The 26736-nt window shown below is 48.6% G+C and carries 19 protein-coding genes; 12 read left to right on the top strand and 7 right to left on the bottom strand.

Features of this window, described 5'->3' with window-relative positions:
- Window positions 1–64: 64 nt before the first annotated feature.
- Window positions 65–733, bottom strand: coding sequence for a hypothetical protein (locus LL912_RS08690; protein WP_235553191.1), 669 nt, complete (start codon window positions 731–733; stop codon window positions 65–67).
- A 16-nt stretch (window positions 734–749) separates the two neighbouring features.
- Window positions 750–1385 (bottom strand): outer membrane beta-barrel protein, encoded by a 636-nt coding sequence (locus LL912_RS08685; protein ID WP_235553190.1) that lies wholly within the window; start codon window positions 1383–1385, stop codon window positions 750–752.
- A gap of 240 nt (window positions 1386–1625) precedes the next feature.
- Here LL912_RS08685 and LL912_RS08680 point away from each other — a divergent pair, with 240 nt between their 5' ends.
- Window positions 1626–2276, top strand: coding sequence for a hypothetical protein (locus tag LL912_RS08680; protein WP_235553189.1), 651 nt, complete (start codon window positions 1626–1628; stop codon window positions 2274–2276).
- Window positions 2277–2345: 69 nt separating this feature from the next.
- Here the strand turns inward: LL912_RS08680 and rny are convergent, their stop codons facing one another.
- Window positions 2346–3905 carry a ribonuclease Y gene (rny, locus tag LL912_RS08675; protein ID WP_235553188.1) on the bottom strand — a complete coding sequence of 520 codons (1560 nt, stop codon included), beginning with the start codon at window positions 3903–3905 and terminating at the stop codon, window positions 2346–2348.
- A 329-nt stretch (window positions 3906–4234) separates the two neighbouring features.
- Here rny and LL912_RS08670 point away from each other — a divergent pair, with 329 nt between their 5' ends.
- The 11 genes from LL912_RS08670 to LL912_RS08620 all read left to right on the top strand — a co-directional run bounded on the left by LL912_RS08670 (window position 4235) and on the right by LL912_RS08620 (window position 19460).
- Window positions 4235–4810: a hypothetical protein gene (locus LL912_RS08670; RefSeq protein ID WP_235553187.1), complete on the top strand. Its 576-nt coding sequence runs from the start codon at window positions 4235–4237 to the stop codon at window positions 4808–4810.
- A 110-nt stretch (window positions 4811–4920) separates the two neighbouring features.
- Window positions 4921–5940, top strand: coding sequence for a hypothetical protein (locus LL912_RS08665; protein ID WP_235553186.1), 1020 nt, complete (start codon window positions 4921–4923; stop codon window positions 5938–5940).
- Between the two features lie 385 nt (window positions 5941–6325).
- Complete coding sequence (locus tag LL912_RS08660; protein WP_235553185.1) at window positions 6326–7696, top strand: NAD-dependent succinate-semialdehyde dehydrogenase; 1371 nt, start codon at window positions 6326–6328, stop codon at window positions 7694–7696.
- Between the two features lie 557 nt (window positions 7697–8253).
- Window positions 8254–9813 (top strand): sodium:solute symporter, encoded by a 1560-nt coding sequence (locus LL912_RS08655; RefSeq protein WP_235553184.1) that lies wholly within the window; start codon window positions 8254–8256, stop codon window positions 9811–9813.
- Between the two features lie 110 nt (window positions 9814–9923).
- Complete coding sequence (locus LL912_RS08650; RefSeq protein ID WP_235553183.1) at window positions 9924–10862, top strand: dihydrodipicolinate synthase family protein; 939 nt, start codon at window positions 9924–9926, stop codon at window positions 10860–10862.
- Between the two features lie 274 nt (window positions 10863–11136).
- Entirely contained in the window at window positions 11137–11631 is a 495-nt protein-coding gene (locus LL912_RS08645; RefSeq protein ID WP_235553182.1) for a carboxypeptidase-like regulatory domain-containing protein, read from the top strand.
- Window positions 11606–14215, top strand: a complete 2610-nt coding sequence (locus tag LL912_RS08640; RefSeq protein WP_235553181.1) for a SusC/RagA family TonB-linked outer membrane protein — start codon at window positions 11606–11608, stop codon at window positions 14213–14215. The genes LL912_RS08645 and LL912_RS08640 overlap by 26 nt, the downstream gene beginning before the upstream one ends.
- Window positions 14216–14231: 16 nt before the next feature.
- Window positions 14232–15704: a RagB/SusD family nutrient uptake outer membrane protein gene (locus tag LL912_RS08635; RefSeq protein WP_235553180.1), complete on the top strand. Its 1473-nt coding sequence runs from the start codon at window positions 14232–14234 to the stop codon at window positions 15702–15704.
- Between the two features lie 114 nt (window positions 15705–15818).
- A complete protein-coding gene (locus LL912_RS08630) occupies window positions 15819–16997 on the top strand; it encodes a sialidase family protein (protein ID WP_235553179.1) in 1179 nt (392 codons plus the stop codon).
- Window positions 16998–17007: 10 nt separating this feature from the next.
- Window positions 17008–18351 (top strand): DUF3748 domain-containing protein, encoded by a 1344-nt coding sequence (locus LL912_RS08625; protein WP_235553178.1) that lies wholly within the window; start codon window positions 17008–17010, stop codon window positions 18349–18351.
- Window positions 18352–18578: 227 nt separating this feature from the next.
- Window positions 18579–19460, top strand: a complete 882-nt coding sequence (locus LL912_RS08620; RefSeq protein ID WP_235553177.1) for an AraC family transcriptional regulator — start codon at window positions 18579–18581, stop codon at window positions 19458–19460.
- A 272-nt stretch (window positions 19461–19732) separates the two neighbouring features.
- On the opposite strand, the gene LL912_RS08615 is transcribed toward LL912_RS08620, so the two are convergent.
- The 4 genes from LL912_RS08615 to LL912_RS08600 form a co-directional block, all read right to left on the bottom strand.
- Window positions 19733–21247, bottom strand: coding sequence for a glycoside hydrolase family 32 protein (locus LL912_RS08615; RefSeq protein ID WP_235553176.1), 1515 nt, complete (start codon window positions 21245–21247; stop codon window positions 19733–19735).
- Window positions 21248–21343: 96 nt separating this feature from the next.
- Complete coding sequence (locus LL912_RS08610; protein WP_235553175.1) at window positions 21344–21859, bottom strand: thioredoxin domain-containing protein; 516 nt, start codon at window positions 21857–21859, stop codon at window positions 21344–21346.
- A gap of 5 nt (window positions 21860–21864) precedes the next feature.
- Window positions 21865–23568, bottom strand: coding sequence for a RagB/SusD family nutrient uptake outer membrane protein (locus LL912_RS08605; protein ID WP_235553174.1), 1704 nt, complete (start codon window positions 23566–23568; stop codon window positions 21865–21867).
- A gap of 21 nt (window positions 23569–23589) precedes the next feature.
- A complete protein-coding gene (locus LL912_RS08600; RefSeq protein WP_235553173.1) occupies window positions 23590–26718 on the bottom strand; it encodes a SusC/RagA family TonB-linked outer membrane protein in 3129 nt (1042 codons plus the stop codon).
- Between the last annotated feature and the right edge of the window lie 18 nt (window positions 26719–26736).

Genomic DNA, 26736 nt, shown 5'->3' with positions numbered 1-26736 from the left:
ATTATGGGTGCGCAGATTTGATTATACCGGTCATTTGAAATCTGCAGGATTACAACCGGATTCATCAAAGCAAAAGGGTGGCACCAAAACTCAATTGTTTCAAGGGGTGTTTATCCAGGCCGGTAAACGCATTCCATGATTTCGCCGTATTGGTTTTGCCCTCGCTTTCCGTTTTAGACCGGTTGTAGCCAACGACTAGCAGATCGGGCAATAACAATTCAAATTGAAGCCCGGAAAACACCTGGTATGCGATTCCCGGCTTAAATGAGGCATTACTGTTGTTCCCTTTTGCAGCGTAGTTAGTGACCTGTTCGGGGCCATTGACCGGCTGATAATGGTGTTGACTGGTCACATCATTCCATGCATGGGAAAGGCTGGCTTCTCCGAACACAAAAAACCGGTTGGGCAGGGAGCGGTACATTTTTATAAAGGCCCCGGCAACATAGTTTTTTGATTTCGTTTGCGCCGTAGTGAATGCGCTTATGGTTTCAGTTTTGTAATGCCCCAATCCTCCGAATAAACCCAGCACCAGGTTATTTTTGATCGCATATCCCGGAGCTAACGCGTATGTATTACCTTTTATATGGTTATTTATGTTACCCTCATAATTGAGTGTCGCCTTATTGTTGTTTACCGAGAACCGGGTTAAAAAAGCGCCTTTGTCTATTTGGGAAAAGACTGCCCCGGAAGTGCAAACCAACACCAAAAGGAGCGTAACTATTTTTTTAATCATGATACTGGCTTCAGATTTAAAAAATAAGACTGAATCCAACACCTAGAGATTCCAGCGGGTTCCTGTTGAAGGCGGTATTAAAGCTGAAGGTGTGGTTTTTATATGATTCTGTTCCCTCCGATTTTAATTTATTGCTGCTGTAATTGACCGCTAACAACGAGGGAATGAGAAGCTCCATATGTAGGTGATCCAATACCCGGTATGCGATCCCCGGCGTAACTCCCAGTCCTACCGAAGAGGAGGTTAGGCTGCGTTTTTTTTGGGAAGAAGGCAGGTTGTCCGTCCATGTTGTTTTTCCGTAGGAATAACCGAGGCCGGCTTCACCGAAAAAGTAGAAATCATGCCCCAGCTCTTTATAACACCGGTTAAAAATGCCTGCTGTATAACTTGTATTTTTTTGGTCATTCACATCGGGATTCATTTCATTCTTAGCACCGGCATATCCCAGGCTGATGCCGAATACCATATTATCCTTATAGGCTTTGCCCGCCCGGATATTGATCTGCCCATTGGTGTTGTTTTTACTGGATGTGTCGCCTTGTGTAGTAAAGCCAAGCTGGCCACCCAAAAGCGTAGACCCTTTTTCAACCTGGGCGTTCGAATAAAAATACGTGCATGTCAGCAAGGCTACGGTGAGTAGTTTTGTCTTCATAAATTTAGTTTTTGAAGGTTAAAAAGTCAATTTTGAACAAGGATCCAAAAATAGGGAAACCATAACTTCTGAGAACGGCTTTAACGAATGATTATCAGAATAAAATGTAAATAAAAAAGTCTTCACATATAGTAAAGATTCTGAATGATTGATGGGTACAATGAACCGTTCGAAATCGCTGATGCTGCCCCTGGGAGGATTATTTGAGGGAGTAGCTCGGTTTTATTCTAAATTTAATTGATGAAGCCAAAAAAATCAAAGCACCCTCCCCCGGAAATTATTACCGAATTTGAGAAACTGCCTGTTGATATACAGCGCCGCGCGACAAAAATCATACAGAATTCCCTGGCTGAACACAGCGCGGACGCACGGTTCAATACGGCCGTGTTGTATGATCTTGATGCCTGTTGCTTAACGGAAGACGAAGCAATTCATTATACGCCTATCCCCAGGTATCACCTGCATTACATTTATATGAACTCCAAAAACAGTAAGGTGCAGTATAGTTTTGAGTTAAATTTTGATGTGTATGGCCAGGTACTGAAATATGGGTTACCGAGAAACGGATCTTATACGGTAGCCGTTTTAAATGGGAGATCGGAGGCCGTAAAGCAGGTATCGCAATATGCAGCAACAAAAGGATACAAGACAAAAAGTGCAGGGGAAAGGCTGTTTCATGACCCTTTTCAGGATTGTTTGATTTGGCAGGTGCTATTGTTTCAGTACCGGGAAAAACAAGATGGCCAGCCGATCAAGTATTGCCGGGCGATTGCGGTAGATATACGGTCTGGCTGGATCTATTACGACAGGATGGCAATCGTCCGGAGTCAACAAAAAAATACATTTGTTTCGATAACCTGCGAAATAAATGATCCCAGAGATCGGCCTTGAGCTGAACATTGGGCATAAAAAAAACCGCCTCAGGAATGCTGAAACGGTTGTTGCAGGGTTGATATCTTTTTATCGGGCTACGTTCACCGCTCTTTTTTCCCGGATTACGGTTACCTTGATTTGACCGGGGAAGGTCATTTCTGTTTGGATCTTCTGCGCAATCTCAAAAGAGAGTTTATCACTGTCCTGGTCGGAAACTTTATCCGACTCTACAATTACCCGCAGTTCACGGCCCGCCTGGATCGCATAAGCCTTCTCCACACCGGGATAACTGGTGGCCAGGTTTTCCAGGTCTTTGATCCGTTGCAGGTATTGCTGCATGATCTCCCGGCGGGCTCCCGGACGGGCGCCGCTGATGGCATCGCAGGCCTGTACAATGGGAGAAATCACGTATTGCATTTCCACCTCATCGTGGTGCGCGGCGATGGCATTTACAACTGCCGGGTTCTCGCCGTATTTTTCGGCCAGTTTTGCCCCCAGCAGGGCGTGGCTCAGCTCCGATTCTTCATCCGGTACCTTACCAATATCATGCAATAACCCGGCGCGTTTCGCCAGCTTGGGATTCAGACCCAGTTCGGAAGCCATGATGGCGCAAAGATTGGCGGTTTCCCGGCTATGCATCAGCAGGTTTTGTCCGTAAGAAGAACGATAACGCATCCGGCCTACCATCCGCACCAGTTCTTTATGCAATCCATGAATACCCAGGTCAATCACGGTACGTTCACCAATTTCCATTACCTGTTCCTCAATCTGTTTACGGGTCTTTTCCACCACTTCTTCAATACGGGCCGGGTGAATCCGTCCGTCGGTAACCAGGCGCTGTAAACTCAGTCGTGCAATCTCACGGCGCAGCGGGTCAAAACAGGAAAGCAGGATGGCTTCCGGAGTGTCGTCTACAATCAGATCCACGCCGGTAGCAGCTTCCAGGGCCCGGATATTGCGTCCTTCGCGGCCAATGATCTGGCCTTTTACTTCATCGCTTTCCAGGTTGAAAACAGTGATCGAGTTTTCAATCGCCTGTTCGGCGGCAGTACGCTGGATGGTTTGGATGATGATTTTACGGGCCTCTTTATTGGCTTTTTGTTTGGCTTCATCAATAATTTCCTGCTGGATACCGATCGCCTGTGTTTGTGCTTCGTTTTTCAGGCTCTCAACCAGTTGGCTTTTGGCTTCCTCGGCAGAGAGTCCTGCAATTTTTTCCAGGCGGCGGATATGCTCCTCCTGGTGTTTTTCCAGTTCGGTACGTTTTTTATTTACGACCTCTATCTGGCGGTTCAGGTTTTCTTTGATCGCATCATTTTCCTTGATCTGTTTTTCTGCATTGGCCTCTTTCTGGCTGAGCGACTGTTCTTTCTGTTTGATGCGGTTTTCGGATTCAGCCAGTTTCCGGTTGCGCTCATTCACCTCTTTTTCATGTGCCGCTTTCAACGAAACAAACCGCTCTTTGGCTTCAAGTTCTTTTTCCTTCCGGATCGTTTCTGCCTTTAGTTCTGCTTCTTTGAGGATGTTTTTGGAATGTAACTCTGCTTCTTCAATTTTCTGCTGCGTATTTTTTGCAAAGATCAATTTACCGGCGATAATGCCCAGTACGAGGCCGCCAAGGATGTAAACAATTATTAAAGGATCCATTTAATTTCATTTTTTATTTTTCTTTTCAGAAAAAGATTCTATAATTCATTAAAACATAATACCAACCGGCATTTTATTTATCCGGAAAGGCATAGCGGCGAAGATACAAAAGCAGCACCAAAAAATACATCTTTAGGTAAACTAAATTATACCTCTCGGAATGAGGCGGTTACGATGCCTTTGCCGGGAAGGGGCGGTCGGGATTCCGGGAACCTGAAAATACACCGGTATCTCATATATTTATTATTTTAGCTGAACGGGCTGCCATAACCCGGCTTGCAACCGTTGAGGAGCAACGGGTTGGCATACATTAAAAAAAACAACTTCTTATGATCGTGAAAAAACTATCGGCCGTTCTGCTTTGCACAGTCTTTGCCTTAAAGGGGTCGGCACAGAAAATAATCCGGAATTATGGATTCGAGTGGTTTGATGTTGGCGGCAAACTGATCAGCTGGCTTCCGCAGAATACAAAAGGTCAGTACCTGATTCTTCCCAGTTTAACCGGGCACTCCGGGTTTGGATCGGTGCTGATTACGCCAAAGCCGGAAGCTCCGGCTGAGCGGGGAAGCGGGTTGTGCAACACCCACCTCGCACAAAACATGGTAAGCGGAAAGAAGACCATCCGGGTAACGGGTTTTATTAAAACCGAGGGGCTTGCAAACGGGGTCGCCAGTATCTGGATGCAACTTAATGGTATCGGTGCTATTATTGCAGATAAGAACAGTGATGCGCAAAGTGCTCAGGGTAATTCGGACTGGAAAAAATATTCCATTGAGCTTCCCATTTCAGGAAACGTACAGTCGGTTGTATTCGGGTGTAAAATGACGGGTACCGGTAAAGCCTGGTTTGATGATTTTGAAGTGTTTATTGATGATGCTCCGGTACAGGAATTATTTACACCCTAAGCATCTGCAGGTCCTCCGGGAGAAATCCTGGATGGCGCTTCCGCGGCGCGCCAGGTTCCTGTATAATACGGATGGTGTTTAAGAATCGGTTAGACTTTAAAGCAAAACAAATGAAAAAATGGTCTGTACTTACATTCGCGCTGCTTTGGGCCCGGCTTTGCCCGGCACAATTCCCGGCAACCCTTCCCGCTACCGTATGGCCGGGTAGGGAAATCTGGAGCGGAGCAGCGCACAATGCCTTTACCGATCTGATCGAATATAAAGGGTATCTATATTGCAGTTTCCGGGAAGGCTCGGGACATGTACCCGGTGTCAACGGGGTGGGACGGATTCTCCGCACCAGGGACGGTAATAACTGGGAGTCTTTTGCCCTCATCCGCAAGGACGGCATTGACCTCAGGGATCAGAAGATTTCCGTAATGCCGGATGGGCGCATGCTCTGTCTCATGGGCGGTTCTGTATACGATACAACAAAGAAGCCATCGCGCCTGTTGGCAATGCATCCGCATGTGGCTTTTATGGGAGCGGATATGAAATTTACCACACCGGAAAAAGCGGTACTCAAAAACAATGGTCACAATTGGATCTGGCGGCTTACCTGGTATAAAGGCACGGGATATGGGATTGATTACGGAGGCGGAGGTGCAGCCACACTGGTAAAAACAACCGATGGGCACAATTTTACCAGGGCGGCGAACCTGGATATCGATGGAATGCCCAATGAATCAACGATCCGGTTTGATAAGAAAGGAACCATGTTCATTCTGATCCGAAGGGAGCAGGGCGATCAGCTGGGGGTGCTGGCTACAGGCAGGGCGCCGTTTACAACATTCAGTTACCAAAAGCTGGATTACCGGTTGGGCGGCCCTGATTTTATATTTACGCCGGACCAGAAAAAACTGATCATCGGCACCCGCCTGTATGTAGCCGGTGGAGCCAAAACGGGTATTCTTGTCACCGGTCTTGATGGTAAGTTGCTTAAAACGCAGGTGCTGGAGAGTGGTGGCGACTGCAGCTATCCCGGATTGCTGATCCGGGGAAAAGCGCTTTGGGTGAGTTATTATTCTTCACATAAAGGGAAAGCGAATATCTATTTTACCCGTATCCCGTTAAATAAACTCCTGAAATAAAGTAAAGACAACTGGCGTACAGCGGTCCTTGCCGCTTTTTTTGTGAACCTTTTTTTGTGAACTTATTTTTTTGCTCACAAAAAAGGGTTCACAATGTTGACCCGTGGTGGAAAAGGTTGAGACCGAGGCTGTGTTGATCCGGTATTTTATTGATCTCATTTTTTATTTTGGCCGCCCCTGCTGCGCGCCCGGCCTTTCCTCCGTGGCCAGAGCGCTGTCTATCCGGCCCGGGTGTCAGGACCGGATAGGGGAAACTGGTTATGCTGCCAGGAAGAGCATCTCCGTTGCTAAATCCACAAATAAAGTACCTTTAGGGCAGATCGCTGATCAGTTGCCGTTAAAAACCAAAAAGGCGCCGACAGCCTGAATTTCTGAAAATAATAGTATGGCTATACAATCAATCAACCCGCTAAACGGGAAGCGGATAAAAAAATATAAAGCGGATACTGCAAAAGTGGTGAGAGAAAAAATTGAAGCAGGCCACAAGGCCTGGCTGAAATGGCGTAATACAGGTTTTGAAGAGCGGGCCCGTCTGTTGTTGCAAACGGCCGCCGTGTTGGAACAACAAAAAAAGGACCTGGCGGTTTTAATGGCAATGGAAATGGGGAAACCGCTAAGGGATGGTGTTGCTGAAATTGAAAAGTGTGCCGCGGTATGTACCTATTATGCGCAGAAGGGAGCCGCTTTTTTAAACGATGAACAAGTAAAAACCGATGCCCGGAACAGTTTTGTTACGTATCAGCCCCTGGGTGTGGTGTTGGCCGTGATGCCCTGGAACTTTCCTTACTGGCAATGCTTTCGCTTTATTGCGCCGGCTTTGATGGCCGGGAATACGGGGCTGCTGAAACATGCTTCCAATGTGCCGGGTTGCGCCCTTTCCATTGAAGCGTTGCTGTTAAAGGCGGGCTTCCCCAAGGGTGTATTTCAAACCCTGCTGGTGGGAAGCAACGCAGTCAATGGCGTCATCGGTCATCCGTTCGTAAAAGCCATTACGTTAACCGGGAGTACTGCGGCAGGCAGCCAGGTTGCCGCACAGGCCGGCCGGCAGATAAAGAAAACCGTACTGGAGCTGGGCGGCAGTGATCCCTACCTGATCCTGGAAGATGCGGACCTGGAACTGGCCGCAAGGGTTTGCGCGCAGAGCCGGTTAATCAATAACGGGCAAAGCTGCATTGCGGCAAAACGGTTTATTGTAGTGAAAAAAGTTGAAAAAGAATTTACACGGCTTTTTCTTGAACAAATGCGTAATAAAAAACTGGGAGATCCTCTCGACGTACAAACGGAGCTGGGCCCGATGTCCCGTGCAGATCTCCGGGATGAACTGCACCGGCAGGTACAGGAAAATATTGCAGCAGGCGCAACCTGCATTTTAGGGGGCAACATTCCTGAATTTAAAGGGAAACATGCATTTTATGCACCTACAATCTTAACTGGTGTAAAAAAGGGGATGTCTGGCTATGAAGAAGAGCTGTTTGGTCCGGTTGCCTGTGTGATCACTGCGCGGAATGAAGCGCATGCCATTGAAATTGCAAATGATACCCGCTTCGGTCTGGGAGCAGCCGTGTTCACCAGGGACATAAAAAAAGGAACGCGCATTGCACGGGAACAGCTGCAGGCCGGGGCCTGTTTTGTGAATACCCTGGTTAAATCGGATCCGCGTGTACCCTTTGGTGGCATTCAGCAATCGGGTTATGGGCGTGAACTGGGCAGTTTTGGTATTAAGGAATTTGTAAACATTAAAACAGTCTGGCAATAAGGCCCTGCCTTTAGCGTACGGCTCTTCATATAACCTCACTTTACTAGAAAACCGGGTATGGCCGGCCTGAAAGATTCGTTGAGCATCGCCGTTGTTCCGGAGCAAAGGAAGTATCCGGTATGCATTGCCGGCGTCGCTCTTGCCATGGCAATGCGATGGGGCTGCCGGCACCTGGCCCGGATCATTACCGTCGTTCTATTTCAATCCCGGCGCGGCCGCTCAATCTTATCATTGGCTTCAGGCTGCTGTGCCTCCATTGCACAGAACGATTGCTAACGAAACCCTACCACAGCAGCACTGCCGATAACAGGATCCTGTTTTCTACAACCATTCCGGATGCTTGCCGATACATAACGGAAAGCCAGATGGGAAGGGCGTTTACAGCCATACGGTAAAAGCGGTAGCGGAATAATGAGCCGGAACTGATAACTGAAATGGTAAAACGCATTAGATAGAATCGTATAAAAAAAGGATAAATATTTAAATTGCCCGACCGGCGTGTTGCAATATTTTTACATACAGAACGAAGCGCTTCCATTGATTGATAAAATTTTCAGATGAAGACATTGCCTTTGATTGATTTAACTGTGATCCTGGTTTACCTGGTGGCTATGGTGCTGGTGGGATACCTGTTTTCGAGAAAAAATAAAAATGCGGATCAGTTTACTACTGCTTCCGGACGGATCCCGGGCTGGGCCGTGGGACTTTCGATTTATGCTACTTTTTTAAGCAGTAACACCTTCCTGGGAGTGCCGGGAAAGGCATTCGGGAGCAACTGGAACGCTTTCGCTTTTAGCCTCTCGATGCCCCTGGCGGCCTGGGTTGCAGCAAAATATTTTGTTCCGTTTTACCGGAATATAGGAGAAGTATCGGCCTATACCAACCTGGAAAAACGCTTTGGCCCCTGGGCGCGTACCTATGCGGTTATTTGCTTTTTGCTGACGCAGATCGCCCGTATGGGCTCTATATTTTTTGGATTATCACTCACCCTCCAGGCACTTACCGGGTACAACATGCAGGTTATTATGCTGATCACCGGAGCTTGTATCATCCTGTATACGGTTATGGGAGGAATTGAAGCGGTGATCTGGACGGAGGTGGTGCAGGGTATTTTGAAAACGCTGGGGGCTATACTTATCGTATACCTGGTGATCTCCAATGTGAACGGTGGCGTGAACACCATCCTGGAGATCGGGAAGGCCAATCATAAGTTCAGCCTGGGGGGCATGGCACTGGACTTCACCAGCTCCGGTTTCTGGGTAGTGCTGTTATACGGCTTCTTCATCAATCTTAATAATTTTGGAATGGACCAGAATTATGTGCAACGCTACCATACCGCCACTTCAAAAAAAGAAGCCGCAAAGTCAGTTTGGCTTTGTGTATGGATCTATATCCCGGCATCCTTATTGTTCTTTATTATTGGTACCTGTCTCTATGCCTATTACCAGTTAAATCCGGCGCTGCTGGACACCGTGAAATTACAGGTGGCTGCAGAACGGCTGGGACAGGGAGCAGCGTCAGAACAGGTTTCGGCATTGGCCGCTACGCTGGTCCCCGGTGATTATGGTGATAAAGTAATGCCGCATTTTATGGTAACCATGATCCCTGCAGGTTTGGTAGGACTGATCATTTCTGCGATCTTATCAGCCGGTATGAGCACCATCAGTTCGGGTATGAACGCATCTGCCACCGTATTTGCTGAAGATATTTATAAAAGATATTTTAAACGGAATGTAAACGATAAACAGGGGCTGCGGTTATTACACATTGCCACCGTTGTATTCGGCCTTTTAGGAATGATTGCGGGGGTGCTGATGATCGGGGTAAAAAGTGTACTGGATATCTGGTGGCAGCTCTCCGGCATCTTCGCCGGTGGTATGCTGGGTCTTTTCCTTTTAGGGATCATCAGTAAAAAAACAGGCAATACTGCTGCATTGCTGGCTACTATCACCGGCATCATGGTGATCCTGTGGATGACCTTCTCTGCCTGGATCCCCGAGCAGTACCATTATGTACGCAGTACGCTGCACGCAAATATGATCATTGTCATCGGTACATTAACGATTTTCCTGGCAGGGCTGTTGTTTACGAAATTGCAGCAGAAAAAATATTCCTGATCATATATCGGATATCCAGATGCGCCTGCAGTCCCGGACCGGATCGCAGCACGGGCGCTTTGGGCCCAACCGGCAGCATTTGGATGCCGGCAAATCTTAAAAAAAATAAAATGAAAGTAGTAAAAGGGTTCATCCCGGTGATGTTAACCCCCTTTAATGAAAACGGATCCATTGACTTTGATGGGCTGACACGGTTAACAAACTGGTATTTGAAAAATGGGGCAAAGGGATTATTCGCCAACTGCCAGTCGAGCGAGATGTTTGCCCTGTTGCCGGAAGAACGGTTACAGATTATTGCACATGTTATAAAAACGGTTGCGGGCAAAGTACCGGTTGTGGCAACGGGGAATTTTGGTAGCACACTATCTGAACAGGCTGCATTTATAAAAGCGGTACACGCATTGGGAACAGACGCAGTAATCCTGCTTACCAATCAGCTGGTAAAGCAGCAGGAGCCGGAGCCTGTTTTGGAAGCAGCTATCATGAAACTGCTGGCACTTACCGGACAGATACCGGTTGGGTTTTACGAATGTCCGGTTCCATACAAGATCATACTGTCCCCGGAATTATTAGGCCGGCTGGTAAAAACCGGGCGGGTGATCTACCATAAAGATACCTGCCTCGATATTGCCCAGGTACGCGCCAAGAACCGGCTGTGCTCCGGAAATGAAGTGTTTGGGCTCTATGATGCTTACATGGGCCATGCTGTTGCTTCGTTGCAATCCGGTTCTGCCGGTCTTTCCTGTATTCAGGGAAATTATTTTCCGGAGCTGGTGGCCTGGCTGTGTGAACACTACAATCAGCCGGGCCTGAGAAAAGAAGTGCAACTGGTGCAACAGTTTTTTATGGATGAAATGGAGCTGATGCATAAAGATTACCCCAAGGCAGCTAAATATTATCTCTGGAAAAAAGGGATGAATATTTCCATTTATACCCGGGAGTCCGGGAACAGCGAAATTGCTTATGACATTAAAAATGGTATTGAAGGATTGGAATGGAGGTATCAACGCCTGGCGGAACAGATCGCTGCGGTGTTTGCCGGTAAATAACAAGCTCCGGTACCACGGGTTATTATCGCTTCCATAATACATTCGGGAAGGCCGGAGTGCTTTTGAAATACGCGTAGCCATAAAAAGTGGTGCTGGCAAAAGGCTAAGATTGTATAAACTTGGGATAATCGCCTATAAGTATTTGAACCGTGACCATAATAAATTTGAAGTATCTGTTAACGAAGGCTGTATCATTCATCGCTATTTAAAAAATAGCATCAACAGTTGGGATGAAGGTGACTTTATTCCGCCAGTAAAAAAAGAATATTTCCATATGAAGATTGATCGTTTTTTATTGAAGGTTCTATGGAGCCTTCCATTGATTGCCGGTTGTGTTGCTATTCGTGTAACTGCCCAAAACGGCCCGGTGGATATTAAGGGCCAGGTAAGGGACCCGGCCGGTACCGGGCTTAGCGCCGCCACCATACAGGTGCGCGGTACCGCCGCCATAACTGCTTCAGACCGGGATGGCTATTTTCATATTGCAGCGCATCCGGAAGATATACTGGTCTTCTCCAGGGTGGGTTATCAGGAAAAGGAGCTGGCTGCAAAACTGGTAAGTGAGCAGAAGGGGTTGGTGCTGCTGGACCCGGTCGATTCCCGGATGGATGAAGTGGTGGTGGTAGGGTATGGAACGGTAAAGAAGAAGGATCTGACGGTGCCGTTGTTGCTTTGTCGGCAAAAGACTTTAATAAGGGCGCCATTACTTCGGCAGACCAGCTCATTGCCGGTAAGGCCGCGGAGTGCAGGTGGTGCAGAACAGCGGTGAGCCGGGCGGCGGCATTTCTGTAAATATCCGGGGTGTGGGATCCATTAATGGCGGCAACAGTCCGCTATATGTGATTGATGGGTTACCTTTGGATAACGCATCGGCGGTGAGTGGATCCGGCACCAATTTTACCGGAATGAAGACGCCCCGAAATCCGCTCAATTCTATTAATCCGAATGATATCGCTTCCATCGAAATCTTAAAAGACGCCTCCGCTACTGCGATCTACGGTTCAAGGGGCGCTAATGGCGTGGTGCTGATTACTACAAAGAGCGGCAAGTCGGGCGCTTTAAAAGTGAATTACGATGTGTATGCGGGCATCCAGAATGTGGCACATAAAATACGGTTGCTGAACGGGGAGGAATATATGCGGATCATCAATAGTATCATTGATGAAGGCGGTGGTAATGCTGCCCAGAAAGTAACCGCTTTATCCGGCGGCGGCACCAACTGGCTGGAACAGGTCTATCAGCCCAATGCGGGTATTCAAAACCATAACCTGTCGCTTTCGGGAGGTAATGATAAAACCTCTTTCATGGCCTCGCTGAATTATTACGATCAGGACGGGATCCTGATTAACTCGAACAATAAACGCTACACCGCCCGTGTGAACCTGGAACACCGGGCATCGGAAAAATTCAAAATGGGCATCAATATAAGTACCGGCTATGTAAAAGACCGGTACGTGCCCAATGGAATGGATCTGAATGAACGTGCCGGCATTGTTTATGCAGCCATCAACTACGACCCCTCGCTTTCTGTGTATGACGAGCAGGGAAAGTACACGCTTTCCAAGGATATGAATATCGATAATCCCCTGGCCATTGCAAATGGGAAAACAGGTGTTTCCAATCTTTACAGAACCTTTGGGACCATTTACGGTGAGTATGTGGTACTGAAAGGTCTGTCTGCAAAATTGAATATCGGTGGCGATGTGGTAAACCAGCGCAGGGATACCTACGTGGGACGGTTAACAATTGACGGGGCTGCTGCGGGGGGTATCGCCAGTATCATCAACGGCAAGAACAGTAATTATTTGATGGAGGGCACATTGAACTATAAAAAAGAACTGCCCAAAAGTTCAATCAATGCGGTAGTAGGTATGACGGGACAGCGGTTTATTGAAAATTCTTCAACAGCCGAGGGCCGGGGCTTCCCTTCGGATGCAATTGGTACCGATAACCTGGGATTGGGAAATCCGGCGGCTGCTGTAAATGCCAGCAGCAAAAGCGAAAACAGTTTGCTCTCTTACCTGGGCCGCATCAACTATGTATTCGATAACAAATATCTTCTTACGGGTACCATGCGGATTGATGGTTCCTCCAGATTTGGTGCGAATAATAAGTTCGGTCATTTTCCGTCAGTAGCATTGGGATGGAAGGTAAACGAAGAACCGTTCCTGAGCAATCTGTCTGAAATCAGCAATTTAAAGTTAAGGGCCAGCTGGGGAATTACCGGTAACCAGGAAATCGGAAACTATCAATCTATGTCTACGTTTGGAACCGGCCTGAAAACCGTAATCGACAATGTACAGGTAACATCGGTAACGCCGTCAAGGATTGCCAACCCGGATCTGAAATGGGAAAGTTCTGAACAGCTGAATATCGGTGTGGATTTCGGGTTGTTTGGGAACCGGTTGTCCGGAAGCCTGGAATGGTATGCAAAAACGACGCGCGACATGTTGCTGAATCTGCCCATTCCGCGTTCTACAGGTTTTGCCACAATGTTAAGCAACGCGGGAAGTATGCGAAATACAGGGGTTGAAATCATGTTGTCCGGCGATATCCTAACGGGACCTTTTACCTGGAATGCCAATGCCTCCTTCAGTACGCTAAAAAACCGGGTCTTGAATTTGGGCGGTATTGCCAATATTATTTCGGGCAGTGCGGGCTCCACCAGCCAGATCGCGATCACAAAAGTGGGGGCACCCATTAATGCATTTTATGGATATATCATTGATGGCGTTTGGCAGCAAGATGAGGATTTTACCCAAACCAAGGATAACGTACAACCGGGGGATCTGAAGTTCCGGGATATGACCGGCGATGGATTGGTAAATGCAGATGACCGGGTGATCATCGGGAAATCTTTTCCGGACATGATGGGGTCTTTTACCAGCAGTTTCGGTTATAAAAATTTCCAGTTGTATGTTTTTGTGGAAGGCGTAAAAGGGGCTTTCATGCTCAATAATAATATGGTGGATACCTATTTTCCTGCAAACCTGAAACGGAACCGGCTGGCAACCCCGCTGCTCAACCGGTGGACGGAAGCGCATCCATCAACGATCTATCCTTCCTTTGTTGCGCCCAATGCACAAGGGCAGAAAACGGTAAATACCTATACGGTGGAAGACGCGTCCTATCTGCGGCTGAACACGATCCGGCTGAGTTATGCCCTTCCGTTGAAAAAAGGCGTAATTAAAGGGGCTACCATATATGCTTCGGCACAGAATATATGGACCCTTACTGACTATACCGGCTATGACCCGGCGCTGAATCCATATGGCGGCGCAAATTTCAGAATTGACTGGAATGCCTACCCGTCTTCCAAAACATTTTTGGCGGGTGTAACGATTGACCTTTAAAATAAAAATCTGAGTTATGATCCTGAAAAAACGCTTTTATATCACTGCATTCAGTTGTACACTGCTGCTTGCCACTTCCTGTAAGAAATTCCTGGAAGAAAAAATATATTCGCAGCTGGCGCCGGACAATTTCCTGAATACAGAAGATGGTATAAAATCACTGTTGAATGATGCCTATGCCCGGGCGGCCAATATGAATACCAATAATTCCATTTATGTGATCGCTCCACAGGAATGGACAACGGATATTTTGTACCAGTCCGGAGATAATGTAGAACGCGATGCCCGGAATTTTATTAACTTTTCGTGGGACCCTACCATCGATTTTATCAGCAATAACTGGGATGCCCCCTACCAGGCGATCCGCGATGCAAATTTGCTGCTGAAGAGTATCGACGCCGTACCGGTGTCTTCACAGGCGAAGGCCGCTTATACAGCAGAATTCCGTTTTCTGAGAGCGATCAGCTACTACAAACTTTATTGCTTCTTTGGCCCGGTGCCCTTACGCACAGAGGCTACCAGCGAACTGCAGCTGAAACGCGCTACTGACCATGAAATGAAGCAGTTTATTGAATCAGAGCTGGTCGCCGCAGCTACCGCATTGCCCGATCCCGGAGGGAAGCTGCCATACGGACGGGCACACAAAGCAGCTGCATTGGGATTCCTTTGCAAATTTTACCTGAACACCCAACAATGGCAGCAATGTGCCGATGTTGCGGCCCAGATTATGAACCAGTTTCATTATGGACTCTTCGGCGATTATCAAATGCTGTTTAGTGTGGCCAATGAGCGCAATAATGAATATATCTGGGTGCGGCCTGCCATGGCCAGCAGTGACCGGGCCACAGCTAATAGCTGGATGAATACCGCGTTTCCGGATAATTTTGCAGAGGCCCCGGCCCTGGGCGTTAAGTTCCTGTCCACGTATGTGAACTGGCCAAACGAATTCAGGATCTATGATGCTTTTTATAATTCGTTTGAGTCCGGAGACAAACGACGCAACCTGCTGGTTACCTCATACACCAATACTTCCGGGCAAACCGTATCCTTGCTGGGGAATGACAATATCCGGTCTTTTAAATATTTACCCGATCCCAATGCCCAGGGGGCATCACATGGAAACGATATTCCGGAGATCCGGTATGCGGATATATTACTTTCTAGGGCTGAGGCATTGAATGAACTAAGCGGCCCTTCGCAGGAATCCCTGGACCTGATCAACCTGGTACGCAACCGGGCGGGATTAGGGAACATAAAGATGAGTGATGTGGTTTCAAAGGAATTCCTGCGGGATCATATCCTGAAGGAGCGGGGTTGGGAATTTTATTCAGAAGGACATCGCCGGATGGACCTGATACGGATGCATCGATTTGTACCTGGTGCCCTGGCCCGGGGAAAGACCAATGCCAGGCCCTTTCATGTCCTGTTCCCCATTCCGCAGGCGGTGATGGATTCAGACCCTTTATTGATTCAGAACGAAGGGTATTGATCCGTATCGGGGCGGGCTTACACGAAATTTGTGTATGTTGATCTGCATCTTCCCCTGTATTTTTGAAGAGGTGTTGATCATTACGATCAACTCAAATAATAATCAGCATTTAAAATGAGGCATTTTTATTTACTTCCGTTTTTTCTGTTCCTGTACTCTGTAGTGAGTGCGCAACCGGGTTCATTCAAGCATGTACCTGGCACCGTTGTTACCTATAGCCCCGCTGCCGGTATGCAGTATATCGGTTCGCCCAGTCTGGCTGTACTTCCGGACGGGTCTTATGTAGCTTCGCATGATTTTTTTGGTCCCAACAGTTCTGAATTTGTACAGGCTGTTACCCGCATTTTCCGTTCGGGAGATAAGGGCAAAACCTGGAAGCAGGTGAGTGAGGTGTCCGGGGCCTTTTGGTCGAGCCTCTTCGTGCACCAGGGAAAACTGTACCTGCTGGGGCCGGACCGGCATCATGGTACGGTGTTGATCCGGCGTTCTGAAGATGGCGGCGCTACCTGGACAAAGCCCACCGGGTCAGGCAACGGGTTACTGCTTCAGGGAATGTATCACTGTGCACCGATGCCGGTGGTGGAATATAACGGCCGGTTGTGGCGGCCCATGGAAACCGCGCACGGTCCCATCCTGCAATGGGGGAAGCGTTACGGTGCCATGGTCATGTCGGCGCCGGTAGATGCCGATCTGTTAAATGCAAAATCCTGGAGCACCAGCAGTGTGCTTTATTACGACAGCACCTACCTGAACGGCAATTTTGGCGGCTGGCTGGAAGGGAATTTTGTGGTGGATAGAAACGGCGGGATGTGGGAATTGTTACGGGTAGACGATAAAAGCAACCTTGAAGAAAAGGCGGCCATGGTAGCACTGTCGCCCGATGGCAAAACACTTAGCTTTGATCGCGAAAACGGGTTTGTTCCCTTTGATGGAGGCAGTAAGAAATTCGTAATAAAATATGATAGTGTTTCCCGGTATTATTATACGTTAACCAATTCGATTCCCCGGAAATACAGGGATCAGTATCCCGGACGCAATCCTGCAACCTTCCGTAATGTATTGATGTTGCGAAAGTCCAGCGACCTGTTGCACTGGCAGGATGTACAAACAGTACTGGAACACCCGGATGTATTAAAACACGGGTTTCAGTATGTAGACTGGTCCTTTGAAGGAAGGGATATCATCGTGCTTTGCAGGACCGCGTATTTCGACGGAAAGGAGGATGCACACAACAACCACGATGCAAATTTTCTCACCTTCCACCGGATCATCAATTTCAGAAGCTTGAAATAAACGGAACACAATGTTCAGAAATAAACCTTGGTTTTGTTCATTTATTTTTATTCTTATGGTAGCCGGTTGTACATCAGGGCATAAAGAATCTGCAATCATTCAGCTGACCCATTCCGGGATGGGGCATACGCTGCATCATAACGGGGTATTTTCTGCAGACGGCCAATGGATCGTCTTCGACGGAAGAAATGAAGATACCCGGATCGGCGAGACGTCTGTAATCGGAGTGGTGAACCTGCATACAGGAGAGGAGAAAATGATCTATCAAACGAAAAATCCCACCCGCTACGGTCCAGGCGTGGGGGCGGCTTCGTTTAGTCCGGCTGCCAACAGGGTAATATTTATTCATGGGCTGATGCACGCGGATAAAGAACTTCCTTACGATATATCCCGTAGAACCGGTGTGGCCGTTGACCTGGAACGTCCGTATCAACCGGTCTTTATGGATGCAAGGGATCAAACGCCGCCTTACACGCCGGGTTCGTTAAGAGGAGGAACGCATTCCCATTGCTGGAGCGGGGATGGCCGTATGATCAGCTTTACCTACAATGATGCGCTGGTAGAGCCTGGTCTTCGCACCGTGGGCGTAATGTTGAATGCAGGAGCGCCGGTTTTAACAGACAGGGCTGCAGGGAATAACGACGGTGCGCTTTATGCAGTTGTTGTTGCAGCAGTGGTTTCGCAGCCCCGGCCGGGATCCGATGAAATCAGCAAGGCATTTGATGAGTGTTGGGTGGGAAGCAGCGGTTATACCAACAGCAAAGGCCATAGGATTCCTTATGCCATTGCTTTCCAGGGAAATACCCGGAATGAAAAAGGGGAGACCATCGCCGAAATTTTTATTGCAGACATCGCCGCCGCCGGGGTGCTAAACGATACAGCGGCTGTGGGTTTTCCAGGTGAACGGCCACATGTTCCCGGCGGGGCGTATGTACAACGGATCAGCCATACTGCAAAAGGCTTGTCGCCCGTGCGGCATTGGCTGCGCTCTTCTCCCGACGGCCGGTTGATTTATGCCCTTGCCCCGGATGAAAACGGGGTGGCGCAGATCATCAGTTGTACAGTTAACGGCGGCCGGATCCGTTATCTTACCAGGAACACCGCACCGGTGGATTATCCATTTAACCTGGACAAAGAAGGGAACCACATTGCTTATATAATGAACAATAACGTTTATCTGCTGGATCTGCGGACGAATAAAAACAAGCGGTTGACATCGAACCAGCCGGAGGATCCCAAGGTTGCAGGGGCACCTTCCTTTTCCCCGGACGGACGGATGGTGGTTTTTAATCAATATGTTGCCCAGGGGGCAGCGCAATGGCTGCAGATAAAGGCTGTTGTATTGCACGAATGAGGGCTTCGCACAATATCTTCTATAGGATGCGGTGTACAAACTAACGGGTACAGGGAGGACATTGAAGCGCTTCATCCGGTGATGATTTCCGGGGGATGCTTGTTTCACAAAAAATAAGCACTAAATTCGTATCGATACCTGTAATGGCAAGGATTGTTTCCGGGATGATTGGTGTAAAAAAAGCTGTTATAGGGGTTGCCTGTTTTAATTCTTAACGTTTGCAGTTTATGAAACTTCACTTTCACAAAGTGCCGGTACCGCTACAGGATTCCTTTTCGATAAGACACGATCGTGCACCGAATTTTGGAAGGCCGCTCCATTATCATCCTGAACTGGAATTGCATTTTACAATAAAGGGGACAGGGATCCGGCTGATCGGCGACGATGTATCCCATTTTAAAGAAGGGGAGGTGATCCTGCTGGGGGAAAATCTGCCCCATGCCTGGCGGGGAAAAGAAAATGGAACCGGAGATGCACCGGAGGATTCCTGGGTGGAGGCGATCGTGATACAGTTTTCTGCCGACTGCCTGGGGGCGGATTTTTTTCAATTGCCGGAAGCTTATCTGCTCCCCCGGATTTTTGAACTGGCGAAGAAGGGATTGCTTTTTTACGGGGAGTTGGCCGAACAGATAAAAGCATTGATGTACCGTTCTGTAAAAGCAGCCCGCTTTGAACGGATCCTTATCCTGCTGCAAATTTTGCAGGTGATCAGTGAACGGGAAGAGTTCTCCACGATTGCTTCGGCACATGCATTCTATAAACCCAATGAACATGAGTCGGTACGGTTGAACAATGTACTGGTGTTTACGCTGGCCAATTTTAAAAGAGAAATTACGCTGGACGAGGTTGCCGCAGTAAGTAATTTGAGTGTTACTTCCTTTTGCCGGTATTTTAAGATGATTACCAATAAGACCTATCTCGACTTTCTTACTGAGGTGAGGATCAGTCATACCCGCAGGATGATCATCGAAGACCGCTATCCGATTGCGATGATCTGCTACGAATGCGGATTTAATAACGTGTCGAATTTTTACCGGCATTTTAAAAGATTTACCGGCATGACACCCTTTGAATACAAGAAGCGTTATAATAAAGAGTTGTCTGCCTAGCCGCGGCATATTTTGCTGTATACCTTGCACTCTTGGCGTTAAAAAAATGAACCGAAAATGTCGCAAAGCCTGCGCAAAGGATGCGGTGAATACAATAAAGCTGCAGGGCATCTCCTTTCGTACATGCGTGTTCTCTTGCGCTATTAGCTTAAAAAAAATGAACCACTAAGCGAAGTCCGCGCAAAGGATGCAATGAAGCGGCAGGACATCTTCTTGTGTGCCCTGCGTGTTCTTAGCGTTAAAAATTTGAACTGCAATCAAGGCCGTCTTGCTTAACGGTTTTGCGGCTTTGTTACGAGTACACCATACTTCAATTGTTTTATCTGCAGGTTGCCGGGTGCTTTTATTGTAATACCGGATAAGGGTTCAGATGGGAAAAAGATACTGGTCATTACCGTTAGCCCGTCATCTGCGAAAAGCTCCAGCGACGCAGCGTCTCCAATGAGCGTAAGATTCATGCCAGCGTTAGCTGCAATCCTCGGTGCCACATGCCGCTTTGCAAAGCCTTTTTCAAAACCGGTATTCCCGGATCGGGTACGGTCGATATAGAACTGGTTGGTCGCCTTGTCAAAGCCCACGACAACTTCTTCGCCTTTTGTATTGGTTAGCGCCATGGAGAAATCGGCCGCAGGTATTCCCCTCAGGTCAAGGCGAAACAACCCATTGGCAGCGGCAGAAGCCGGTACCACTTCATAGCGGCCGGTTACCCGTATATCGGAGGCGTTCCTTACCGGACGCAGAACAGCATCCACCTCTTTTACCAGTGTTGATGCAACAAAGTACCGCCCGTTGATCTTTTTAACTGTAAGCTCCCGGGGAAGGGTCATCGCGCTCCGCCAGTTCTTTGTAGGCACTACATTTGCATACTGCCAGTTGCTCATCCATCCGAGAAACAGTTTGCGGTTACCGGTATTGCTCCAGGTAATGCCGGCATACTCATCCGGTCCGTAATCCAGCCATTTGGTGGTAGTATCATCGGGTGTAAATGTATGTCCATTAAAACTTCCGGTAAAGTACTGGGTTGCGGAGCCGCCATTCGGTCCGCCGGGGTTCAGGTTCACGATCAGTACCCAAATGGGTTTGCCCTTGTCGTTGAAGGAGATCAGGTCGGGGCATTCCCATACGCCGCCATGTGCGCCCAGGGTTCTGCCAAACCGGCTTTCTTCTTTCCAGTTTTTCAGATCCGGTGATGAATAAAAGGTGATATGGTCCAGTGTTGCAAGCGTCATGATCCATTTTTTTCCGGGTGCATACCAGGAAACCTTGGGGTCTCTGAAGTCCCGGATGCCCGGGTTCTTCAGAACTGGATTCCCTTTGTATTTTGTCCATGTTTTTCCTTCGTCGAGGCTATAGGCAATGCTCTGGTTCTGAAATTTATCCGAGCCGGCTTTTTCACCTTCATGACTGTGATTGGTATAAACAGCTACCATGGCATTCTTGCCAAAACCCGCTGTATTGTTTACATCGATCACGGCGCTGCCGGAAAAAATGGTGCCCAGCGAATCGGGGTATAGTGCTATCGCCTGCTCCTTCCAGTGCACTAGGTCGGTACTGATAGCGTGCCCCCAATGCATGGGTCCCCATACGGTAGCATCGGGATTGTGCTGGAAGAACAGGTGGTATTGGCCATTGATGAATACCATGCCATTGGGGTCATTCATCCAGCCCTTTTTGGGTGAAAAGTGAAGCTGGGGGCGGTGTGGTTCGGCTTTTTGCTGGGCAGTGAGGGGTGCCTGTGTCAAAATCAGCGCAGTGGCAAGCGTCATTAAATAGTTGTTGTAACGCATCGTGTAATTGTTTTAAGAATGTGATAGTCGATGGTTTAGGGTTCATTGTTCATGTTTTATGGTTATTTCAATTCACCATTCACCATTGACCACCCATCATTTCAGGTTTTTAATTTGTTGTAACAGGTTGTTCCATCCGTGTTCAGAATGGTACTGTGTAACGAGAGCGCCGTTTTTGGTAAACAGGGCCATAAAGGGCAACTTTTCCAAATGGTAATAACTCCTTACAAAGAACGAATTACCCTCGGTACCAATATAAAAATTTGAATACTGCTGCAATGAAAATTGCTTTACAAAAGCGGCCACATCCTTTACGGGCCAGTACGTGATCAGGACCACTGAAAGCTTTTCGAGATGCTGCCGGTGCTTTCGCATTTGCTGTAGCAGCTTTTCACAATGATCGCAGCCGGGAGAAAAGTACACCAGCAGGATCGGTTTGCCCATAGGCAGCTGCTGTGCCTTAAAGAGCTGTCCGTTTGCCTGTATCATTCGGAAAGGCGGCAGTTTGCCGGACTGGGCATCAGCCGTTATCGCAATAATTGTAAACAGGAAGATGATCCCCGCCAGGCGGGAAGCCGATCTTCCTGTTTTTATAACTGACCAGTGAAGCATATCGTTTAATATCCCGGATTTTGTTTATACAACCCCTTGGTAAATGTGATCTCCGATTGTGGTATGGGCAGGTACTCATCCCTTCCTGCTGTAAATTTGGCCGTTGCCAGGAAGGGCCGCCGTTGTTTCTCCACTGCAATATAGGCATTCAGAACAGGTTCTGCAATACCCCATCGTACCAGGTCGAAAAACCGGTCGCCCTCGGTGGCAAATTCCATCCGCCGTTCCCACTGCAGGGCCTTGCGGGCAAAATCCTGTGTCCACCCGTTGCTGCTGTATTCCCCGATCCGGTATTTAGACGGAAAGTTACCGTCCAGCTTCTTTAGCCGGCCGGTGCTGGCCGCAGCTCTTTTCCGGATGTCATTGATGAGCGGGAGGGCTTTGTCTTGCTGCCCCAACTCAATATAGGCTTCGGCCTGCATCAGCAATACATCGTCGAAGCGGAGCACATCAGAGTTTTTAGCGGAGCCCATAAACGGCCCCTGCTTCAGATAGGATGCGCTGGTGGCCAGCTGCTGGTTGCGCATGGTATGAAAATTCCCGTAAACACCCGGGTCTCTCACCCAGCTGTTGCTAAAAGGTTTGGTAGCATCATATTTGTAGGGGTGTCCGTCAATGCCCACAGTATGGTCCAGCCGGGGATCAACAGTAGCGCTATTCAGATCGGCAATGCTGTTATTGAAGGTGTTGAAATTGGGCAAGCCGTTGGCGTCGGTGGTATGCGCATTTACCAGGTTCTGGCTGGCGGCATAGAACCCGCAGCAGCCGTACTGGGGAGCGCCATGCGGATAATTGAGCCCGTCTTCGAAATTCAGCCGGCCTGTTGTAGTGCCATCATTAATGGTAAACTGAATCGCGAATACGGATTCCGGACCGTTTTCGGTTTCGGGTAAAAAATTGTCGGCGATATCGGCACTGAGATGGTATTTTCCTGATGCAATAACGGATTGGGTGAGCGTTACCACTTCCTGCAGCCGGGCAGTATTAATCTTTGTTACATGGTGCCGGTCGTCCTGCTCATAAGCCTGGTACAGTCTTACTTTGGCTAGATAAGCCTGTGCCGCATATTTATTGGCTCTTGCTTTTTCTGCCTGCTCCTCCGGAAGGTTATCTGCTGCAAACTGGAAATCGGCGGCAATACGGTTCCATGACTCATCATTGCTAAGGTCGTTGGCTGTTTTCAGGATATCGGCATCGGTGGCATTTTCATCAAAAATGGGGATGTTCTTATAAAGCAGCTTCATCGTAAAATAGCTGTGTGCTCTCAGGAACCGGAGCTCGGCCTGGCGGATCTTTTTGTTGGGGAAGCTGGCTTCATCGGCTGCATTCACAGCCCGTAAACCGGCATTGGCTCTTGAAATGGATTTGAACAGGTTCTTCCAGGTACGGGATACAAAAGCATCCATGGTAGGTACTACCAGGTTGTAGTGCTCCATCGCATCTACTTCGCCCACATCGCCGGTGCCACCACCGCCTTTATAACAGTCATCGGAGCGTACCCCGCCATAAGCCCATTTACTGTAAATGGGACCGATCATATCGCCGTTGCCAATAGCAGCGTAAGCGGCCGTTACCAATCCTTCAATAGCCGCGGGACCGCTGATGTCTTCTGCAACCAGGTATCCCTTGGGTGTATAGTCCAGGGCTTTTTTGCACGATGCAATGGCCATCGTGAAAAGCATTATTGTAATGATCTGAATATGTTTCATACTTATATTTTTTGGATTGTATTAAAAGGAGGCATTAATGCCGAAGGTGAACGTGCGGGGAACCGGTATGGGATCCATGGAGATTCTTTCGGGATCGGGGCTCAGGTACTTTTTATTCTTCATTGTTACCAGGTTTTCACCCATTACGAACAGCCGCACCCTTGTGAAAAATTTCCGGGGATCAATGGTGTACCCGATCTGTAAGTTCCGCAGTTTAAAGTAGGAGGTGCTTACGATAAAATAATCGGAGGTCCGCCGCTCGTTGTTGTTGTCCTTAAGGGTCAATGCGGGGATATCGGTATTGGTATGCTGCGGTGTCCATCCGTTGAGCACACCAGGGCCTACGTTCTCGCGGCTCTTCATGAGGTTGTTGAAATCGGTATAGCCGTCGTATCCATTGCGGCCGGCCACCCCGGAGCCGAATACAGATGCATCGAGTTTTTTATAATTCACATCGATCCGGAGCCCGTACTCCAGCTTGGGAAGCGTGGTGCCGATCCAGGTGCGGTCTTTGTCATCGATCATCCCGTCTTTATTGATATCCACATAACGGATGCGACCGGGGCCGGCGCCCACCTGTGTAGGTGCGGCGTCCACTTCGGCCTGCGACTGGAACAGTCCTGCGGTCTTGTATCCGAAAATATCGAACTGGGAATGGCCGATGATTGTATTTTCAACATTACCCGGGTAAGCCGGACGTACTTCTTCCGGCAGTTCGGTAATACGGTCGCGGAAATGGGCAAGGTTCAGCTGCACATTGTAGCCGATATCTGCGGAATGGTCGCCGCGGTAGCCCAGCACAAATTCCCAGCCTTTATTGGTTTTGGAAGCGCCATTCACCGGCCGCTGTTTTCCTTCTCCCAGGGCCGATGCCACCGGCGGAATGATCAGGATACCGGTGGTGTTTCGGCTAAAGTAATCAAAGGAACCATAGATCCTGTTTTTCAGAATGGAGAAATCGATACCGGCGTTGATTTCGTCGGTGGTCTCCCATTTCAGGGCAGGATTGGCGGCCTGTATCTGTGCAAAACCCGAGGGTAACGCACCCGTATTCGCTCCGGAAAGGGAATAAGCCGTTCCGATATTCATGTATTGCTCCCAGAAGCCGGGTGTTAGTTCATTCTGCGTGGTGCCATAACGGGTAGCGAAGAGCAGGAACCGTGCTATATCCCCAATCTGCTGGTTGCCCACCCGTCCGGCACCTACCCGTAATTTCAGTTCGGAGAACAGGGCGTTGTTTTTCATAAAGGCTTCTTTATCTACCCGCCATCCCAGCGAAGCAGCCGGAAAGATCCCATACTGGTTCTCGGAACCAAAACGGGAGGAACCATCTCTTCTTACCGTAAGGGCCGCAAGATACCGGTCTGCATAGCTGTAGTCAATTCTTCCAAACTGCGAAAAGAGCCGGTTGCCGGTGGATCTTCCCAGTGCTGTGGTTTTGCCGGTTCCTGCATCCAGGGTAAAATAATCTTCGGTTTGTAAACTGAAGTTTTCTTTACGGGTATACCGGATGTCGAGATCGGTTTTTATATATTCGGCGCCTGCCAGGAATTTAAAACGGCTTGCCCCCAGGTTTAAATTGTAGCGCAGCGTATTGGAAAATGTAATGCTGGTATACCGGTTCTCATCAAACGTAAGACTATTGGTGCTGCGGCTGGGAGCGTATTCATTAAACGACGGCTCAATGATCTTGCTTTTGAAGAACGCATTATCGGAACCGATGCTGGTTTTAAAGAACAGGTTTTTTACCGGCTGTATTTCTGCAAACACATTTCCAAAAGCGCTGAGGCGGTTGGCGTTGTTCCACCGGGCCAGGTATTGCATATGCAGCGGGTTGTTCCGGTCTGAATAGCCGGCACCCACCGGACCCGCAAAAGTAACGCCATTCTTTTTATATACCGGAATGGTTGGTGCCAGTGTTACGGCAAGGAACGTAGTGGGTGCGCCGCCGATATCTTTTGTAGCCAGGGTTTCATCAGAATTTGCAATATTGAAGTTTACGCCGAATGTCAGCTTGTCGTCAAATGCACGGGTGATAGCGCTGATGCCTCCGCTCAACCGGTCGTAGCCGGTGTAACGCAGCATGCCGGTATTTTTGAGATAGCCGAGGTTGATCTCCATGGAGGAATTGCGGTTACCGGCAGCAGCTGTAAGCGTGGTATTGGAGACGTATCCGGTTTTATACATTACGTCTTGCCAGTCGGTATTTCCAACGGGCACATTCGGGTCGCCCCCCACAAAAGGTTTAGGCGCAACGCTGTTTAGTACGGGATTGTCAAAATTATGGTTCCAGTCGAAGGTGTAGATCTCCCCATACGCGTCGGCCGGGTTAATGCGATCATTTACAGAAGCCTGCCAGAGCGCCTTGCCGCGGCCAACCGCATCCAGCATTTTATAACGGGCATATTTTTCAGATTGTGCCGACAGGCTGGTATTGAGTTGAAAGTTAACTCTGCCTTCTGTATTACCGCCGTTCTTTGTGGTTACGATCACCACGCCGTTGGATGCCCGCGATCCGTAGATAGATGCGGCAGAGGCATCCTTTAAGATCTGCACCGAGGCAATGCTGGCCGGGTTTAAGTTCTGGAACACTTCCGGGCGTGTGGTAGGAACGCCGTCGATGATGTAAAGGGGATCGGTATTGCCCAGGGTGTTGGCCCCGCGGATCAGGATGCGGCTGTTGGCGCCATTGGGCGATCCGTCCTTTTCGATATACAGACCGGCGACGCGGCCCTGGAGCGCCTGCATCGTATTACCGGAACTGGTGTTCTTTACGGGATTGAGATCCACTACCGCTACGGCGCCTGTTACATCCTGTTTGCGCTGGGTAGAATAGCCCACCACGATCACCTGCTGGCCCAGTTCTACCAGTTCTTCCATTTCCACCAGCAGCGCACTGCCGGCGTCGGTTACGGTTATAGTAAGGGGCTTCATGCTTACATGACTAAAGGTAAGCTGCCCGTTGATGGAGGTGCGGATGGAAAAATGCCCAGCTGTATCTGTCATTACAATGCTGTTGGCGGCTTTAACGGTAACACCGGAAACCGGCTCTTGTGTGCTTTTGCCCCGCACGGTACCTGTTACCGTAATTTGCTGGGCAATGCAGATGCCTGCCATGCAGGATAAAATAAATGTGAGAATTTGTTTCATATTATACTTGTTAGTAGG

Source organism: Niabella agricola, assembly GCF_021538615.1.
Taxonomy (GTDB): Bacteria; Bacteroidota; Bacteroidia; order Chitinophagales; family Chitinophagaceae; genus Niabella; species Niabella agricola.
The sequence above is the reverse complement of the archived record's forward strand: the minus strand, read 5'-3'. Positions and strand labels throughout refer to the sequence as shown.